The organism is Comamonas aquatica NBRC 14918 (assembly GCF_000739875.1).
Lineage (GTDB): Bacteria > Pseudomonadota > Gammaproteobacteria > Burkholderiales > Burkholderiaceae_C > Comamonas > Comamonas aquatica.
In genome coordinates this window covers 1-17,948 of sequence record NZ_BBJR01000080.1, presented here as the reverse complement: position 1 = coordinate 17,948, position 17,948 = coordinate 1, and the positions used below count along the sequence as shown (strand labels likewise).

The window sequence follows — 17,948 nt, the reverse complement described above, 5'->3', positions numbered from 1 at the left end:
TTTATCATCCAAGTGATAGCTGCCCGCGCCGTGTGAACGGTGCTTTGAGGATTGAAATATTGGGATAGTGGCTGTGCTTGTACGCAAGCAGCTCTGGTTTTTGATGCCGCCATCCGCGGCCAAGGTGATGTAAATGCAGTTGCAGGACATTCTTTATTCGCAAGGTTTCGGTATTCGCCGTGTGTGCTCGGGCCTGATTCAGCAGGGCTGGGTGGAGGTCTACACCCCTGGGGTGGAGCAACCCGTGCAAATCAAGGACTCGACGGCGGACTACGAGCCTGAAGGGCTGCGCTTCCGGGTCCAGGGTGTTGACTGGGAATACCACGAGAAAGGCTATGTTCTGCTGTACAAGCCCGAGGGCACGGAGTGTTCGCAAAAACCGTCGGCCCACCCCAGCATCTATACCTTGCTGCCCGCACCGTTGCGCCAGCGCCCAAACAAGGGCGCGGTGCAGGGGCTGCAGGCCGTGGGGCGCCTGGACCAGGATACGACGGGCTTGTTGCTGCTCAGCGATGACGGGCAGTTCATTCACCGCATGAGCTCGCCCAAGAAGCATGTGCCCAAGGTTTACCGCGTGACCACCAAGCACCCGATCACGCAGGCGATGGTGGACAAGTTGCTGGCGGGCGTGGTGCTCGATGACGACCCCAAGCCGGTGAAGGCCGCCGCGTGCGTGCAAGTGTCGGAACTGGTGCTGGATTTGACCCTGACTGAAGGCAAATACCACCAGGTCAAACGCATGCTGGCCGCCGTGGGCAACCGGGTGGAGGGCCTGCACCGCTGGAAGATTGGCGGACTGGAGCTGCCCGCTGGCATGCAGCCTGGCGAGTGGCGGTGGCTGCACGCCGCCGATCTGGCCTTGCTGCGTTAATCGGGGCGACGGCATTGCCCTGCGCCATGTCCGGGTGGGGCAGCCCAGATTCGATGCGCATTCCTGCAAGTGGGCAGCACGAACTGGCCGCGGCAGTAGCGGTCAACCCGCATGGCAGCCTGCCAACCCTGGCAACCTGAAAGTCGTTTTCCCAAGCCCCGGGCTAGATGGCTCAGGCGTGAAGTGGCAGGGATTGGTGCAGTTCGAACATCAGGCCATGGCGCAAGGCCCCCTGGGCCACCCGCATGTGCTGCAGCTGCAGCGCATCGAAGACGGCGCACATGATGCTGACGCCCCCGCCAATCACCGGGCGCAGTTCCTCGCGCACGCCGGGCAGGGGCAGGTGCTGGATGTGCCCGGCCTGTATCAACTGCGCGCGCAGCTGGTGCAGCGCGGTGCGGCTGATTTCGCCAGCGGGGTGGCCCATCTGGTGCAGGGCCTTGCCAATCGCCCCTGCGGTGCCGGAAGAACCGAACACCTGCTGCCAGGGCAGCGCCTGCAACGGCGCCACATGGGGCTGCAGGGTCGCCTGGGCCGCCGCCTGGGCGGCTTCAAAGCAGGAGGCGGCCAGAGTGCCCTGGTCGAAAAAGCGCTGGGCCCAGGCCACGCTGCCGATGGGGCAGGAGATGGCCGCCTGCAGCGTGTGGTGGCGACCGATGCAGATCTCGGTGGAGCGCCCGCCAATGTCGATCACTAGGCGTGGCGCCGCACTGTCGGGCAGCAAGCTGCTGACACCCTGGTAAATGAGTGTGGCCTCACGCTCGCCAGAGATCAGTTCCACCGCACAGCCCAGGATCGTGCAGGCTTGTAACAGGAAGATGTCGCGATTGTGGGCTTCGCGCAGGGTCTGGGTGGCCACGGCGCGGCGGTGTTCGGGCGCCACCTGGGTCATCAGGCCGGCATAGCTGCGCAGGCAATCCAGGCCGCGTTCGAGGGCCTGCGGTTGCAGGTTGCCGCTGGGGTCCAGGGCGCCCCCCAGGCGGATGGTTTCCTTGCGCTGGTGTTCGATCTGCAGCCTGCCGTTGACGATGCGGCCCATCAGCAGCAGGATGCTGTTCGAGCCGATGTCGATGGTGGCGAGCAGGGGAGCTTTCATGGGGCAGGGAGAAACGCGCAGCCCGCCAGATTACCATCAGCACAGCGCCTTCCGGAGAACCGCCTGTGTTTGGTGTGCATCAAACAGTCATGTGGCTGTCACGGTTTCGTCACACATCTTGCGGATACTGAATTGGCGTAGCCAAAGAGTTTCCATGCCATCCAGAACAGAACAGACCATTGCCCCGCTTCCTGAATTCATGACACTGCCTGCCGAGGTTCCCAAGGCAGCCGAAGCCGGCGTGGTTGACGATGTGGCCCCCGCGGGCGAAGCCGCTGCGACGGCGGGTTTGGCACTGCTGCCGCGCGACCACTGCATTCTGGCGTTCAACGAACGGGTCATGGACTGGGCGCGGCGTGAGGATGTGCCGCTGCTGGAGCGCCTGCGCTATCTGTGCATCGTCTCGTCCAATCTGGATGAGTTTTTCGAGGTGCGGGCGGCCCCGCAGATCGTCGCCGTCAAGACCATGGCGCAAGGCGTGTACAACGCCGCCGACGGCCTGCAGTTGCTGCGCAAGGCCCAGGACCTGGTGGCCCGCCAGTACGCGCTGTACAACCAGTCCCTGCTGCCGGCCTTCCATGCGGCGGGCATCCGCATCGTGCACCACCACGAGCGCACGGCCGCGCAACGCAAGTGGGTGCACCGGCACTTCCTGCAGGCGGTCAAGCCTTTGCTGGTGCCTGTGGCGCTGGACCCGGCCCACCCGTTCCCGCAGGTGGCCAACAAATCCCTGAACATGGTGGTGCGCCTCAAGGGTGGTGATGCCTTTGGCCGCGCCAACGAGGTGGCCATCGTGAAGCTACCGCGCGCCTTGCCGCGGCTGATGGCCTTGCCCGCCAGCATTTCGGGCAAGCAGCGCTTGTTTGTCAGCCTGTCCAGCATGGTGCGTGCTCACCTGGCTGAGCTGTTCGATGGCCGCGAGGTGGTCGAGGCGGTGCAGTTTCGCGTGACGCGCAACACCGAGTTGCTGGTGGAAGAGGATGAGGTGGACGACCTGCGCACGGCGCTGCGCCAGGAGTTGGCCTACCGCCAGTTCGGCCAGGCGGTGCGGCTGGAAGTCAGCGATCGCTGTTCGGATTTTCTCGCCGGGACGCTGCTGCAGGAGTTTGACCTGCCGCCGCAGGCGCTGTTCCGTGTGCCCGGGCCGGTGAACCTGGTGCGCCTGTCGGAGCTGATCGACCTGGTCAACGCGCCGGGCATGCTGTTCCAGCCCTGGCAGGCCAGTTGGCCGCGCCAGCTCAAGCCCACGGCCAAGGTCATGGCGCAGATGCGCAAGCAGGATGTGCTGATCCACCAGCCGTTCGAGCAGTTCGATGCCGTGCTGGAGCTGCTGCGTGAAGCCGTGCACGACCCCGATGTGGTGGCGATCAAGCAGACGATTTACCGCACCGGGGCGAAGTCCGAGCTGATGGACCTGCTGGGCAAGGCCGTGCGCCTGGGCAAGGAAGTCATGGCGGTGGTGGAGCTGAAAGCGCGCTTTGACGAAGAGGCCAACATCAATTGGGCCGATGCGTTGGAAGCGGTGGGCGCCCAAGTGGTGTATGGCGTGGTGGGCCTCAAGACCCACGCCAAGATGCTGCTGATCACGCGCCGCGAGGGCCGAGGCCTGCGCCGCTATGGCCACCTGTCCACCGGCAACTACAACCCCAAGACGGCGCGCCTGTACACCGACCTGAGCTACCTGACCTGCGACCCGGTGCTGACGGCGGACATGGACGCGGTCTTCCGCCACCTGGCCAGCCCCAACACCCGCCCGCAGCTGAACAAGCTGGTGATGGCGCCCTTCATGCTGCAGCAGACCATGCGGGCGCACCTGGAGTCGTGCAAGAAAGCGGCCCTCAAGGGCGAGTATGCGCGGGTGGTGATCAAGAGCAACGCCATGACCGATGAGGTGCTGATCCAGGCGCTGGTGGAGGCCGGGCAGGCCGGCGTGCAGATCGATCTGATCGTGCGCGGCGCCTGTATGCTGCCGCCGCAGGTGCCGGGGGCGACGGACAACATCCGCGTGCGCTCCATCATCGGCCGCTTCCTGGAGCACTCGCGCGTGTTCTATTTCGCCTGGGGCACGCAGCACGAGCACCTGCTGCTGTCGAGCGCCGACTGGATGCGCCGCAACATGACGCGCCGGGTGGAACTGGCCTGGCCGGTGACCGAGCCCCGCCTGCGCCAGCGCGTGATCGACGAGTGCCTGGTGGCCTATCTGCACGACGACCGCGACGCGTGGATCCAGCAGCCCGATGGCAGCTACCTGACGGCAGCGCACCCGCAGACCGGCCATGGTGCGCAGACCGCCTTGATGCAGCTGTACAGCGCCTGACGCCGGCACCGCCAGGCCGTTGGCTGCACGGTGGCCTGCAACAAAAAACGGATGCCTGGGCATCCGTTTTTTTGTGTGGCTTGCAAAACCATAGCTGTTGGAGCTTGCTGTGCAATGCTTTCCTGTTGAAAAGCATTGCAAAACCTTGCTTGGCAAGCGCTGCCAGCTCCTGTTTCAGTCCAGTTGCAGCAGCAACTGCCAGTCGCTCTTGCTGATGGCCTCGGCCTCTTCGCGCAGCAGCTGGGCGCTGAGCGGGAAGCGCTGGGTCCAGCCCGCGGGCGTGTGCAGCCGCAATTGCTGGCCAGCGCGCTGCAGTTCCACACCGTGCAGGTCGGGCGCGCGGCGCGAGTTGCACAGCACCGTCGCCAGGCGCAGGCACAGCAGTTGCAGCGCGTGGTCCGGACGGTGCATGAAGGCTTCCATCTTCTTGAGCTTGCCGCGGTGGCCCAGCACCAACTGGCCCAGGTGCTCCAGCTCGGCCGGCGTGAAGCCCGGGGCGTTGCTGTGCTCCAGGATGTAGGCGCTGTGGCGGTGGTAGTTGCTGCGCGAGATGCGGCAACCCACCTCGTGCAGCAGGCCGGCCCAGGCCAGGCTGGCCGGGGCATGGGCCTCGCCGGGGTGCAGCTGCAGCCACAGCTGTTGCGCCGTTTCGGCCACGTGGCGCGCGTGCACGCTGTTGACGCCAAAGCGTTGCATCAGCCCCAGCACGCTGGCGGTGTGGATGTCGCCGATCTGCTCATCGTCCACCAGGCCATACAGCACCCCCAGGCGCAGCGCGCCCTGGGCCACCTGCATGCTTTCCAGGCCCAGCAGGTCGAACACGGCGCGCAGCACCGCCAGGCCGCCGGCCACCACGGGGCGGCGGTCTTCCTTCAGGCCTTCCAGCTTGACGCGGTCCAGGTGCTGGGCGCGCAGCAGTTGCTGCTGCAGCCAGTCCAGCCCGGCGCGGGTGATGACGCCCTGGCCCTGGCCATTGGCGGCCAGGGTTTCGCCCACGGCGTTGGCCGTGCCGGCGGAGGCGTAGGCCACGTCCCAGCTGCCGGGGCGGAAGGTGTCCAGGGCCTCGTCCAGCACGGCACGGGCGGCGATTTCCGCCGTCTGGAAGGCTTCGGCCGTGATCGCGCCGGAGGGGAAGTAGCGCGAGGTCCAGGCCACGCTGCCGATGCGGTAGGAGGCCACGGACTGGGCCACGCTGCCCTGGCCGAGCACGAATTCAGTGGAGCGCCCGCCGATGTCGATCACCAGGCGGCGTTCGTCCGTGGCCGGCAGCTGGCTGACCACGCCGCGGTAGATCAGCGCGGCTTCTTCCTCGCCGGTGATGATTTCGATCGGAAAGCCCAGCAGTTCGCTGCCCTTGTCGATGAATTCATCGCGGTTGCGGGCTTCGCGCAGGGTCTGCGTGGCCACGGCGCGCACGCGCTGCGGGTCAAACCCCCGCAGGCGCTCGCCAAAGCGCGCCAGGCAGGCCCAGCCGCGCTCCATGGACTCCTGCGTCAGGTTGCGATTGCTGTCCAGGCCATTGCCCTGGCGCACGGTTTCCTTCAGGTACTCCAGGCGGTGGATCTGGAGGTGTTCGTAGCTGCCGATTTCCAGGCGGAAACTGTTGGAGCCAAGATCTACGGCGGCAAGTGCAATCGCGTTGTTCATGAGGGAGATGTCAGCTGGCGGCGCAAAGGGTGCAGCTTAGCAGCCATGAAGGGTGGGACGAAGGGGGGGGGAGGCATGTCCAAGCATGCAGCAGGGCTGGCATGCTAGGGCGCAGATGTGACGCGACTGTGACGGGTTTTTGAAACCCCGCGTTGTGGTTTTTGGGCTGGTGGACATAAATTTATGCATGTCACAGACATGTCACAAAGGATTCTTACATTCACGTCATCGAGTTTTCTTCAACCTTGTTCTGCAACCTAGAGAGGTGCTTACATGAAAATGTCCATGATGCGTGTTTTGGTGACCGGTGCCCTGGTATCGGGCGGTTTGCTCAACGTGGCTGCTGCACAAGAATCCACCGGTGCCGGCGCCAGCTTCCCCGCACCCCTGTACTCCAAGTGGGCGGCCGACTACAACAAGGCCACCGGTGTGAAGATCAACTACCAGTCCGTGGGCTCCAGCGCCGGCCTGAAGCAGATCGAAGCCAAGACCGTGGACTTCGGCGCTTCGGACGAACCCCTGAAGGATGCAGATCTGCAGGCCAAGGGCCTGGTGCAGTTCCCCACCGTGATCGGTGGCATCGTGCCCGTGGTCAACATCAAGGGCCTGAAGCCCGGCCAGCTGAAGCTGAACGGCCAGATCCTGGGTGACATCTACCTGGGCAAGATCAGCAACTGGAACGACCCCGCCATCGTGGCCCTGAACCCTGGCGTGCCCCTGCCCGATGCCAAGATCTCCCCCGTGCGCCGCGCCGATGGCTCTGGCACCACCTTCGGTTTCACCAACTACCTGAGCAAGGTGAACGCCGAGTGGAAGGACAAAGTGGGTGAGGGCAAGGCCGTGAACTGGCCCACAGGTGCCGGTGGCAAGGGCAACGAAGGCGTGGCCGCGTTCGTGGGCCGCCTGGCCAACTCCATCGGCTACGTGGAGTACGCGTACGTCAAGCAAAACAACCTGGTGTTTGCACAGCTGCAAAACAGCGAAGGCAACTTCGTGGCCCCCAACGAAGCGTCCTTCAAGGCCGCTGCTGCGGGCGCGGACTGGAGCAAGAGCTTCTACCAGATCCTGACCAACCAGCCTGGCAAGGACGCATGGCCCATCACCAGCGCCACCTTCATCCTGATGCACAAGAGCCAGGACAAGCCCGCCCAGGCTGCCACCGCCCTGAAGTTCTTCGACTGGGCCTACAAGAGCGGCGACGCCACCGCCAGCGGTCTGGACTATGTGCCCATGCCCGACTCGGTGAAGACGCAAGTGTTCAAGGCCTGGGGTGAGATCAAGGATGCTTCCGGTAAGCCTGTGGCTTGGAAGTAAACGGCTGACTTGAACAGTCGCTTCCTGCCGGACGCAGCCCTTGCGTCTGGCAGGTCTTGTTTTTTGTAAAGAGGTGACCCCCGTGTCCTCCATCATGTCTTCCGCAGCTGCCGAGTCGGCGGACCGCCCCCGGTCGATCGCCCAGCCGTCGCCAGCTCCACGCAAGAACGCATGGCTGCCCTCCAGCTTTGCAGACCGTTTGTTCGCCTGGTTAGCCAAGGGTGCGGCCCTGCTCACGCTGGGCCTGTTGCTGGCCATCATGGGGTCGCTGCTGGTGGGCGCCTGGCCGGCCATCAGCGAATACGGCCTGGGCTTTTTCACCCGCACCGAATGGGACCCCGTGCAGGACCAGTACGGCGGTCTGGTCATGATTTATGGCACCTTGATGACCTCGCTGATTGCGCTGATCATCGCCGTGCCCGTGAGCTTCGGGATTGCCCTGTTCCTGACCGAACTGGCCCCCAACTGGCTCAAGCGCCCTTTGGGCACGGCCATCGAGCTGCTGGCCGCCGTGCCTTCCATCGTCTACGGCATGTGGGGTTTGATGGTGTTCGGCCCGGTGCTGGCCACCTATGTACAGCAGCCGCTGCAGGAATGGTTTGATGGCGTACCCTACCTGGGCGCGCTGGTGTCCGGCCCGCCCGTGGGCATTGGCATCCTGTCGGCCGGCATCATCCTGGCCATCATGATCATCCCCTTCATCGCTTCGGTGATGCGCGATGTGTTCGAGGTGACCCCCGCGCTGCTCAAGGAGTCGGCCTACGGTCTGGGCTCCACCACCTGGGAGGTGGTCTGGAAGGTGGTGCTGCCCTACACCAAGGCCGGTGTGCTGGGCGGCGTCATGCTGGGTCTGGGCCGTGCGCTGGGTGAGACCATGGCCGTGACCTTCGTGATCGGCAACATGAACCAGCTCAATTCGGTGTCCATGTTCGAGGCGGCCAACAGCATCACCTCGGCCCTGGCCAACGAGTTCGCCGAAGCCGGTGAGGGCCTGCACCAGGCTTCGCTGATCTACCTGGGCCTGGCCCTGTTCTTCATCACCTTCATCGTGCTGGCGCTGTCGAAGATGCTGCTCAACCGCCTGCAAAAGAACGAAGGGGCACGCACATGAGTTCCTCCAGCCAAAAATTGATCGCCGCAGAGCAAAAGACCGCCGAGCGCCAGGCCCGCTATGCGGTGCGCAAGCGCGTGAACCAGATCGCCCTGGGGCTGTCCCTGGGGGCCATGGCCTTTGGTGTGTTCTGGCTGATCTGGATCCTCTGGGAAACCATCCGCCTGGGTCTGGGCGGACTGAGCCTGACGCTGTTCTCCGAGATGACGCCGCCGCCCAACGAGGCCGGGGGCCTGGCCAATGCCATCTTCGGCTCCTTCGTCATGGTGGCGCTGGCCACGGGCGTGGGCACCCCCATCGGGGTGATGGCCGGGGTCTACCTGGCCGAATACGACAAGCGCAGCTGGCTGGCCAGCACCACGCGCTTTGTGAACGACATCCTGCTGTCGGCGCCCTCCATCGTGATCGGCCTGTTCGTCTATGCCGTGGTGGTGGCCAAGTTCCGCAGCTTCTCGGCGTATGCCGGCATCGTGGCGCTGGCGCTGATCGTGATTCCGGTGGTGATCCGTACCACCGAGAACATGCTCACCCTGGTGCCGTCGGCGCTGCGTGAAGCGGCCTATGCCCTGGGCACGCCCAAGTGGAAGGTGATCAGCGCCATCACGCTGCGCGCCGCGCGGGCCGGGGTCATCACCGGCGTGTTGCTGGCGGTGGCGCGCATTGCGGGCGAGACCGCGCCGCTGCTGTTCACGGCGCTGAACAACCAGTTCTGGAACGGCGATCTGTCCAAGCCCATGGCCAGCCTGCCCGTGACCATCTTCAAGTTTGCCATGAGCCCCTATGAAAACTGGCAGCAGTTGGCATGGGCCGGCGTTTTCCTGATCACCTTGGCCGTGCTGGGCCTGAATATCCTGGCCCGCGTGCTCACGCGCCAGAAATAAAACCGCAAGGATTTCACGATGTCTACAACCCCTCGGATGGCCCCGGCCATTGCGCCGATCGCGGGTCGCGCCAAGCTGTCGGTGCGTGACCTGAACTTCTACTACGGCAAGTTCCACGCCCTGAAGAACATCAACCTGGAAATTCCGGAAAAGAAGGTCACGGCCTTCATCGGCCCTTCGGGCTGCGGCAAGTCCACGCTGCTGCGCACCTTCAACCGCATGTATGAGCTGTACCCCGAGCAACGTGCAGAAGGCCAGATCCTGCTGGACGGCGAGAACCTGCTGACCAGCAAGCAGGACGTGGCACTGATCCGCGCCAAGGTCGGCATGGTGTTCCAGAAGCCCACGCCATTCCCCATGTCCATCTATGACAACATCGCGTTTGGCGTGAAGCTGTTCGAAAGCCTGGATGCGGCCGACATGGACGAGCGCGTGGAGTGGGCCCTGCGCAAGGCGGCGCTGTGGAGCGAGGTCAAGGACAAGCTGCACCAAAGCGGCGCCAGCCTGTCCGGCGGCCAGCAGCAGCGCCTGTGCATTGCGCGCGGCATCGCCATCAAGCCCGAGGTGCTCTTGCTGGACGAGCCCTGCTCGGCGCTGGATCCGATTTCCACCGCCAAGGTGGAAGAGCTGATCGCCGAACTCAAGGACGACTACACCGTGGTCATCGTCACGCACAACATGCAGCAGGCTGCGCGTTGCAGCGACTACACCGCCTACATGTACCTGGGCGATCTGGTGGAGTTCGGCGAGACAGAACAAATGTTCTTCAAGCCCCAGCGCCGCGAAACCGAAGACTACATCACCGGCCGATTCGGCTGACCCCAGAGGAGACAGAGACATGCCAGACAAGCACTTGTCGACCCAGTTCGACAGCGAACTCAATCGTATTTCCACCCGGGTGATGGAGCTGGGCGGGATCGTGGAGCGCCAGATCAGCCAGGCCATCTTTGCCCTGACCCAGTTCAACCTGGAGGCCGTGGAACAGGTCGCCGCGCTGGAAGAGCGCGTGAATGCCATGGAGGTGGAGATCGACTACGAGCTGTCCTCCATCATCGGCCGCCGCCAGCCCACGGCGCGCGACCTGCGCATGCTGATGGCCTTTTCCAAGGTCACCGCCAACCTGGAGCGCATGGGCGACGAGGCGCACAAGATGGCGCGCATGGTCAAGTCCATCATCGAGAGCGGCGCGGCCCGCACCCTGCCCACCAGCGAGCTGCGCGTGGCCGCCGAGATGGCCTCGGGCCTGCTGCGCAAGGCACTGGATGCACTGGCGCGGCTGGACACCAAGGCGGCCCTGGCCATTCTGAAGGAAGATGACCTGATCGACAACGAGTTTGATGGCTTCGTGCGCAAACTGGTCACCTACATGATGGAAGACCCGCGCACCATCTCGCCCAGCCTGGACCTGCTGTTCCTGGCCAAGGCGATCGAGCGCATCGGCGACCATTCCAAGAATGTGGCCGAACTCATCATCTATCTGGTGGAAGGCAAGGACATCCGCCACCAGTCCATGGCGGTGATCGAGTCCACCGTGCGTTAAACAAGCTCAGGTAAACAAGCATGAAGAAACTGCCGCAAGTACTGATCGTCGAAGACGAGCCAGCCATTGCCGAGCTGATTGCCGTGAATCTGCGCCACAACGGCTTTGCGCCGTTGTGGGCCGAAGACGGCGTGAGTGCCCAGCGCGAACTGGATGCGGCCCTGCCCGATGTCATCTTGCTGGACTGGATGCTGCCCGGTGGCTCCAGCGGCCTGAACCTGGCGCGCAAGTGGCGGGCCGACCCCCGCAGCAAGCATGTGCCCATCCTGATGCTGACGGCACGCGGGGACGAGCCCGACAAGATCGCCGGGCTGGATGCCGGTGCGGACGACTACATCACCAAGCCGTTTTCCACGCAGGAGCTGCTGGCGCGCATCCGCGCCGTGCTGCGCCGTCGCACGCCCGAGCAGGCGGGCGAACGCGTGCAGGTGGGCGAGCTGGTGCTGGACGGCGAAACCCACCGCGTGAGCTTCCGGGGACAGCCGCTGAAGCTGGGCCCCACGGAGTTCAAGCTGCTCAACCACCTGATGCACAACCCCGAGCGCGTGCACAGCCGCGCCCAGTTGCTGGACAAGGTGTGGGGCGACCATGTGTTCATCGAGGAGCGCACGGTGGATGTGCACATCAAGCGCCTGCGCGAGGCCCTGGGGGACGCCGGTGGCCTAGTGGAAACCGTGCGCGGCGCGGGCTATCGCTTGTCGTCGCGCCAGGCAAGCTGAGGATTCGTGATGTTGGCATGGCGTTGGATGGAAGTGCTGGTGCTGCAGGCCGTGCTGGCTGGCACGGCGGGCTGGCTGTGGGGGCCCTGGGCCGCCCTGGCGGGCGCTTTGCTGGCCAGCTGGCTGTGGATGCTCTGGGACCACTGGCAGGTTGAACGGTTGCGCCAGTGGCTGATGGCCGGAGAGCTGGCGGCGTTCCCGGCGCTCAAGGGCGTCTGGAGCATGGTGGCCACCTACGTCCGCCGCGCCGTGCGCACGCGCGAACAGGCCGCCGCCGCGGCCGAGCAGCGCGTGCAGGACATTCTGGCGGCGCTGCAGGCCAGCCCCAACGGGCTGGTGCTGATGGATGCAGAAGGCCATATCGAGTGGTGCAACCGCATGGCTGAGCGCCATTTCGGCTTTGATGCCGAGCGCGACATCCAGCAGTCAATCGGCAACCTGGTGCGCGATCCGGCCTTCAGCAGCTACTGGGCACACCAGGACTTCACCTACCCGGTGCTGATGGCGGGGCGCGACAGCTCGCCTTCACGGCCCGTCATGCTGTCGGTGCACATCTACCCCTACGGTGTGGGGCGGCACCTGCTGCTGGCGCGCGACATCACGGCGCTGGAGCAGGCTGAGGCCATGCGCCGCGACTTCGTGGCCAACGTCTCGCACGAAATCCGCACGCCCCTGACGGTGCTGGTGGGTTTTGTCGAAACCCTGCAGACGCTGGATCTGTCGCCCGAGGAGCACAAGCACTACCTGGCACTGATGGCCCAGCAGGCGGGCCGCATGCAGAACCTGGTGCAGGACCTGCTGACGCTGTCGCGCCTGGAGGGCAGCCCCCCGCCGACCTACAACGACTGGTTCCCGGTCGGCCAGATGCTGCGCCAGTGCGCGGTGGAGGCGCACGCCCTGTCCAAGCTGCTGACCAAGGGCGCGGATGTGGGCCATGCCCTGAGCTTTCCCGAGCCCGAGGCCCCGGCCATGGACTGGGAGATTGCCGGGGTGCAGGCCGAGTTGATTAGCGCTTTCTCCAACCTCATCAGCAATGCGCTGCGCTACACCCCGGCCGGGGGCAGCGTGGAGGTGCGCTGGGAGGGGCTGCTGGACGGCGGCGCGCGCTTTTCGGTCAAGGACTCCGGCCCCGGGATTGATCCGGCCCACATTGGCCGCCTGACGGAGCGCTTTTACCGCGTGGACCGCAGCCGCTCGCGCGACACCGGCGGCACCGGCCTGGGGCTGGCCATCGTCAAGCATGCGCTGCAGCGCCATGGCGCCAAGCTGGAAATCCACAGCCAGCTGGGGGCCGGCGCGACCTTCAGCGCCGTGTTCCCGGCCCACCGCCTGCGCCACAGCGGCCGCGTGCATGCCGAACCGGAACGCCTGCCCAAGTGAGCTGGCCGTCCGCCAACTGCTGGCGGCGCAGAGAAAGCGGCCTGCGGGCCGCTTTTTCACTTGTGGGCGCGCAGCACCCGGTACAGCAGGTAAATGAAAATAATAGCTACCAGCGCAAGTGCTGAGGCACTTCCAATCCAAAACGGTGTTGGATTCATGGACCAATAAGCGCTGGTTGCTTCATTTTTGTAAGCCAGCCAGTAGCCGCCGCCCAGGCCCCCGCCCCACAGCAGGCTGCAATAGACCACCAGCGGTGCCACGGTCACGCGCCAGCAGCGCATCAGGAAAATGCACACGCACTGCAGGCTGTCGGCGGCGTGGTACAGCGCCACCCAGGCCAGCAGCGTGGCCGTCAGGGCGATCACCGCCGGGTCGGCGGTGTACACCTGGGGCAGGTGGTGGCGCAGCAGCAGCAGGCTGCCCGACAGCAGCGCGCCGCTGACCAGGGCGATGCGCAGCCCCAGCCAGGCCAGCCGCTGCGCCTGGGCCTCGTTGCCCGTGCCGCGCCACCAGCTGACGCGGGCGCTGATGGCAATCCCCAGGGACAGCGGCACCATGTAGCACACGGCTGCCAGGTTGGCCGCGATCTGGTGGCTGGCGGCCGCCAGCGCGCCCTGGCGCGCCACGAACAGGGCCACCAGCGTGAAGGAGGTGACCTCCACCAGGATGGACAGGCCGGCCGGCACGCCCAGGCGCAGGAAGGCCGCCAATCGGGCCCAGTCGGGCGCTTCCATGCGCTGCCACAGCTGCAGCGGGGCATACAGGGCCTGCCGGCGCATCAGCACCACGGCAATCACGGCAATCGCGTAGTCCACCAGCAGCGTGGCCCAGGCGCAGCCGGCCGCACCCTGCGCCTCGATGCCCCAGCCGCCGAAGGTGAACCAGATGGACAGCGGCACCTTCAGCACCAGGGCGCCGACCTGCAGCCAGGTCACCAGCTGGGGATGGCCCAGCGCCTGGTTGAGGGTGGTGTAGAGGCGAAAGAACATCGCTGAAGGCAGGGCCCAGCCGACGATGATGAGGTAGGCGCGCACATCGGCCTGCATCGCGGCGGGCACTTCGGTCCAGGCCAGGATGGGGTCGGGAAAGACCAGCACCAGCATGCCCAGCAGCGTGAAGCCGAGCGCCAGGTACAGTGACTGGCGAAAGGACGTGCCGATGGCGGTGGTGTCGCCGCGACCATGCTGTTCGGCCCAGATCGGCAGCAGTGCCTGCAGCACACCCATCAGCGAGACGTAGACGCTGACAAACACGGCCGAGGCCACAGACAGCGCAGCCAGTGCCTCGGAAGAGTAGCGACCGGCGACGATGGTGTCGGTGACGCCAAACGCCATGACCGCCAGCTGTCCGGCCAGCACGGTGCCCGCATGCCGCGCAATGGTGGCAAGTTCACGCATGGCCGCCTCGCTTCAAGGACGCTGACGCAGTACCAGCAGGTGGTCCTTGCGATCGGTCGGTCGGGCAACGGCTTGCACCAGCTCCCACTGTGCGGCCGGGGCGGTGTCGATGGCCGACCACGCCGCCGGCGTGGCCACCAGCCACTGGCAGCCCGCGGTGGTGGCACGCGGCAGGCCGCGCTCCAGGTGCCAGCTGGTGTGGAAGCGGAAGGCCGCTGTCTGCGCCTGGCTGAAGCCCAGCGTGCCCACGCACTGCACGTCGCGGGGCACCCAGTGGGCCACGGCCGCTACGTGCGGCGCGTAGCTGCGGGCATAGTCCAGCATGGGTAGCCACAGCGTCATCAGCAGCACCCAGCCCAGCACGGTACCCCCGGCGGGGACGGCCAGGCTCTTCCAGATGGCCGCGCGGTGGCGGCGGGTGCGCCAGGTCACCAGCAGCAGCCAGGCAATGGTCGCGACCACAGCGACGCAGAAGGGGAACAGGGCAAAGCTCGGCTCAAAGCCGACGGCCAGGCGCTGGACGTTCTCTGCCGGTTTGGCCGGAAAGCCGGTCTGCACGGAGATCCAGACCACCCAGATGGTGATGGCGGAGATGGTGAAGAAGAACAGTGTGAGCCAGTCGATCAGGGCGCCCAGGCTGCGCTTGAACGTGGGCAGGGCGAAGGCCGCCAGCGCGGCCACTGCGGGCAGGCTCAGGATCAGCGCCCGGTCACCTTCCAGGGTGAAAATGGTGCAGAACAGGGCCACGGCCCACAGCCACAGCGGCCAGGCCAGGTGGGGGTGACGTGCCGGCTGGCGCAACTGCAGGCGCCAGCGCCACAAGGCCCACACGGCCAGCAGCCAGGCGGGCCAGCTGAACCACATCAGCATGCGCGCCGTGCTCTGCCAATCCTTGCCCTGTTGCCAGGGGTTGATCAGGCGGTAGCCCCATTGCCCCAGCATCCAGGCGCTGAGCGCTGCAATCGCCATGCACAGCAGCCACCACGCGGCCCAGCTGTAGCGGTGGGGCAGCCTGGGCTGGCCGGCCGACAGAGCGACGGTGATGGCGCCTGCGCCCAGCAGCATGGCCATGGCGGGCGCCCCCCCGAGGGCCATCGCCAGCAGGCCCAGCAGGGCCGCCACGGCGGCGAGTTTGGGCTGCCAGGCCATGGCGGCAGCGGCAAAGAACACGGCGCACACGGCACTCAGCTGCACCAGGGTGTGGCTGGTCTCGTGTGCTAGCTGGGCCAGCCCCAGGCAGGCCAGCAAGGCCAGCAGGCCCCCATCGGCGAGGGCGCGCGCATAGTCGGTGGGTGAGGCCTCTCCGCCAAACGCGAAGGCCACGGGCTGCGCCCCGGGCGTGCGTGCCAGGCTGAAGACGGCCTGCCAGGTGCACAGCAAGGCCAGACCCAGCAGCAGCATGAAGGGCAGGCGTACCACCAGGTCCGTCGGCATGCCGGCTGGCAGCAGCTTCAAGGCCACAGCGCCCAGCCAGTACTGCAGCAGGCCAGGGGCGTCAGGGCGCAGGCCATCGAGCAGGGGCAGGGTCCACGACGCCTCGCCGTGTGCCAGGGTCTGCATGTAGCCAAAGGCCGCCATGTCCACGTCACGCCAGGGTTCGCGGCCCACAAAGCCGGCCAGCACGTAGGCGGCACACAGCAGCAGCATGATCCAGCGCGGGAGGCTGCGAACGGCATTCTGGGCAACGATGGCGGGCGAGGGTGGGTTCATGGAAAGCGAAAAAACGGCGCCCCCGGATCAGGGGCGATGAATCGGTGCGGTCACTTGGGTGCCCAAGCATGCCACGACTGCTGCGGGCGCGCAGCCATGGTGCGTAGAAAGAAAAAAGGCAGCCCGGTTGCCCAGGCTGTCTTTTGGCAGGGGAAGTAATAAATTACTTCTTGCCGAAGCGGTTGCGGAAACGCTCCACACGGCCGCCCATGTTGTCCACCGACTTTTGGGTGCCGGTGTAGAAGGGGTGCGATTCCGAGGAGGTGTCCAGCTTGAACAGCGGATATTCCTTGCCTTCGAAAGTTTCTGTTTCCTTGGTGTTCGCGCAGGAGCGTGTCACGAACTTGAAGCCGTTGGACAGGTCAACGAACAGAACTTCGCGGTAATTGGGGTGGATGCCTTCTTTCATGATCTTCCTTTAGTCAACTGCGGCAGCCGTGTCGGACCCGAAACAACCTCTGTTTCGAAAATGCATCCCACATACTTACCGCAAGAAAAAGCCCCTCAGTATAACCTGAAGGGCGAGGGTTGTGCTCAGCAGCTGCGTGTATCAGCCACCGCGGCGCATCATGTCGAAGAATTCGCTGTTGTTCTTCGTGGCCTTCATGCTCTTGAGCACCATTTCCATGGACTCGATTTCGTCCATGTTGTACATGAACTGGCGCAGGATGCGTGTCTTTTGCAGCACTTCGGGCGGCAGCAGCAGTTCTTCGCGGCGGGTGCCGCTCTTGGACAGCTCGATCGCAGGGAACACGCGCTTTTCGTACAGGCGGCGGCTGAGGTGGATTTCACTGTTGCCGGTGCCCTTGAACTCTTCAAAGATCACTTCGTCCATGCGCGAGCCGGTGTCGACCAGCGCGGTGGCGATGATGGTCAGTGAGCCGCCTTCTTCCACATTGCGGGCTGCGCCGAAGAAGCGCTTGGGGCGCTGCAGGGCGTTGGAGTCCACACCACCCGACAGCACCTTGCCCGACGAGGGCACGACGTTGTTGTAGGCGCGGGCCAGACGGGTGATGGAGTCCAGCAGGATCACCACGTCCTTCTTCAGCTCGACCAGACGCTTGGCGCGCTCGATCACCATCTCGGCTACGTGCACGTGGCGGGTGGCGGGCTCGTCGAAGGTCGAGGCGATGATTTCGCCCTTGACCGAGCGCTGCATCTCCGTCACTTCTTCAGGGCGCTCGTCCACCAGCAGCACCATCAGGTGCACGTCTGGGTTGTTGGCCGTGATAGCGTGGGCAATGTGCTGCATCATCACAGTCTTGCCGCTCTTGGGCGGGGCCACGATCAGTGCGCGCTGGCCACGGCCAATCGGGGCAATGATGTCGATGATGCGGCCGGTGATGTTCTCTTCGCTCTTGATCTCGCGCTCCAGCTTCATCTGTTCCTTGGGGAACAGGGGCGTGAGGTTCTCGAACATCACCTTGTGCTTGTTCGACTCGGGCGAGTTGCCGTTGACCTTGTCCAGCTTGGTCAGTGCAAAGTAACGCTCGCCGTCCTTGGGCGTGCGCACTTCACCTTCGATCATGTCACCGGTGTGCAGGTTGAAGCGGCGCACCTGGCTGGGCGAGATGTAGATGTCGTCGGTGCTGGCGGTGTAGCTGGTGTCCGGGCTGCGCAGGAAGCCAAACCCGTCGGGCAGGATTTCCAGCACGCCGTCCGCGAACACTTGTTCGCCAGCTTTGGCGCGCTTCTTGATGATGGCGAACATCAGTTCCTGCTTGCGCATGCGGCCGACGTTTTCAATCTCAAGCGCTTCGGCCTGCTTCAAGACTTCAGACACGTGCAGTGCCTTGAGTTCGTTAAGGTGCATCTGGAGTTACTCCTTGGCGGAGTTCAAAGAAATCTGGGGAGGTGGCGAATGCCAGAGTAATCGGCGAAGAGCGCAGTACGTCGATGGCTTGCCTAGATGATCGGAAACGGCCGCCAATGCGATGGGCCGTGATCAGGTTTTGATTGGCGTTG

At 65.0% G+C, this 17,948-nt stretch carries 15 protein-coding genes; 9 read left to right on the top strand and 6 right to left on the bottom strand.

Annotated elements, in window-relative coordinates:
* The first annotated feature begins 133 nt into the window (after positions 1-133).
* Positions 134-871 carry a 16S rRNA pseudouridine(516) synthase gene (locus CA2_RS16285; RefSeq protein ID WP_042419877.1) on the top strand — a complete coding sequence of 246 codons (738 nt, stop codon included), beginning with the start codon at positions 134-136 and terminating at the stop codon, positions 869-871.
* A 172-nt stretch (positions 872-1,043) separates the two neighbouring features.
* Here CA2_RS16285 and CA2_RS16280 read toward each other — a convergent pair whose 3' ends face one another.
* The gene (locus CA2_RS16280; protein WP_042419874.1) at positions 1,044-1,967 is read right to left on the bottom strand and encodes a Ppx/GppA phosphatase family protein; all 924 of its coding nucleotides are present in this window, start codon (positions 1,965-1,967) and stop codon (positions 1,044-1,046) included.
* A gap of 199 nt (positions 1,968-2,166) precedes the next feature.
* Between CA2_RS16280 and ppk1 the strand changes: the two genes are divergently transcribed.
* The gene (gene ppk1, locus CA2_RS16275) at positions 2,167-4,284 is read left to right on the top strand and encodes a polyphosphate kinase 1 (protein ID WP_042419872.1); all 2,118 of its coding nucleotides are present in this window, start codon (positions 2,167-2,169) and stop codon (positions 4,282-4,284) included.
* A 174-nt stretch (positions 4,285-4,458) separates the two neighbouring features.
* Here ppk1 and CA2_RS16270 read toward each other — a convergent pair whose 3' ends face one another.
* Positions 4,459-5,931 (bottom strand): Ppx/GppA phosphatase family protein, encoded by a 1,473-nt coding sequence (locus CA2_RS16270; protein WP_042419871.1) that lies wholly within the window; start codon positions 5,929-5,931, stop codon positions 4,459-4,461.
* A gap of 273 nt (positions 5,932-6,204) precedes the next feature.
* Between CA2_RS16270 and pstS the strand changes: the two genes are divergently transcribed.
* From pstS to phoR, 7 genes are all read left to right on the top strand, one after another.
* The gene (gene pstS / locus CA2_RS16265; protein WP_042419869.1) at positions 6,205-7,245 is read left to right on the top strand and encodes a phosphate ABC transporter substrate-binding protein PstS; all 1,041 of its coding nucleotides are present in this window, start codon (positions 6,205-6,207) and stop codon (positions 7,243-7,245) included.
* Positions 7,246-7,339: 94 nt separating this feature from the next.
* Positions 7,340-8,356, top strand: a complete 1,017-nt coding sequence (gene pstC / locus CA2_RS16260; RefSeq protein ID WP_045267971.1) for a phosphate ABC transporter permease subunit PstC — start codon at positions 7,340-7,342, stop codon at positions 8,354-8,356.
* Positions 8,353-9,237 carry a phosphate ABC transporter permease PstA gene (pstA, locus tag CA2_RS16255; RefSeq protein ID WP_042419867.1) on the top strand — a complete coding sequence of 295 codons (885 nt, stop codon included), beginning with the start codon at positions 8,353-8,355 and terminating at the stop codon, positions 9,235-9,237. Before pstC ends, pstA begins: the two co-directional genes overlap by 4 nt.
* 18 nt (positions 9,238-9,255) lie before the next feature.
* Entirely contained in the window at positions 9,256-10,056 is an 801-nt protein-coding gene (gene pstB, locus CA2_RS16250; protein WP_042419863.1) for a phosphate ABC transporter ATP-binding protein PstB, read from the top strand.
* 19 nt (positions 10,057-10,075) lie between these two features.
* Complete coding sequence (gene phoU, locus CA2_RS16245) at positions 10,076-10,777, top strand: phosphate signaling complex protein PhoU (RefSeq protein ID WP_042419860.1); 702 nt, start codon at positions 10,076-10,078, stop codon at positions 10,775-10,777.
* A gap of 20 nt (positions 10,778-10,797) precedes the next feature.
* Positions 10,798-11,496 carry a phosphate regulon transcriptional regulator PhoB gene (gene phoB / locus CA2_RS16240; protein WP_042419857.1) on the top strand — a complete coding sequence of 233 codons (699 nt, stop codon included), beginning with the start codon at positions 10,798-10,800 and terminating at the stop codon, positions 11,494-11,496.
* 12 nt (positions 11,497-11,508) lie between these two features.
* Positions 11,509-12,876: a phosphate regulon sensor histidine kinase PhoR gene (gene phoR / locus CA2_RS16235; RefSeq protein ID WP_439708941.1), complete on the top strand. Its 1,368-nt coding sequence runs from the start codon at positions 11,509-11,511 to the stop codon at positions 12,874-12,876.
* A 56-nt stretch (positions 12,877-12,932) separates the two neighbouring features.
* Here the strand turns inward: phoR and CA2_RS16230 are convergent, their stop codons facing one another.
* The 4 genes from CA2_RS16230 to rho all read right to left on the bottom strand — a co-directional run bounded on the left by CA2_RS16230 (position 12,933) and on the right by rho (position 17,796).
* Positions 12,933-14,273, bottom strand: a complete 1,341-nt coding sequence (locus CA2_RS16230) for an MATE family efflux transporter (protein ID WP_042419855.1) — start codon at positions 14,271-14,273, stop codon at positions 12,933-12,935.
* Positions 14,274-14,285: 12 nt separating this feature from the next.
* Complete coding sequence (locus tag CA2_RS16225; protein WP_042419854.1) at positions 14,286-15,983, bottom strand: hypothetical protein; 1,698 nt, start codon at positions 15,981-15,983, stop codon at positions 14,286-14,288.
* A 163-nt stretch (positions 15,984-16,146) separates the two neighbouring features.
* Positions 16,147-16,392, bottom strand: a complete 246-nt coding sequence (locus CA2_RS16220; protein WP_042419852.1) for a type B 50S ribosomal protein L31 — start codon at positions 16,390-16,392, stop codon at positions 16,147-16,149.
* Positions 16,393-16,533: 141 nt separating this feature from the next.
* Positions 16,534-17,796, bottom strand: a complete 1,263-nt coding sequence (gene rho, locus CA2_RS16215; protein WP_042419847.1) for a transcription termination factor Rho — start codon at positions 17,794-17,796, stop codon at positions 16,534-16,536.
* Positions 17,797-17,948: the final 152 nt, after the last annotated feature.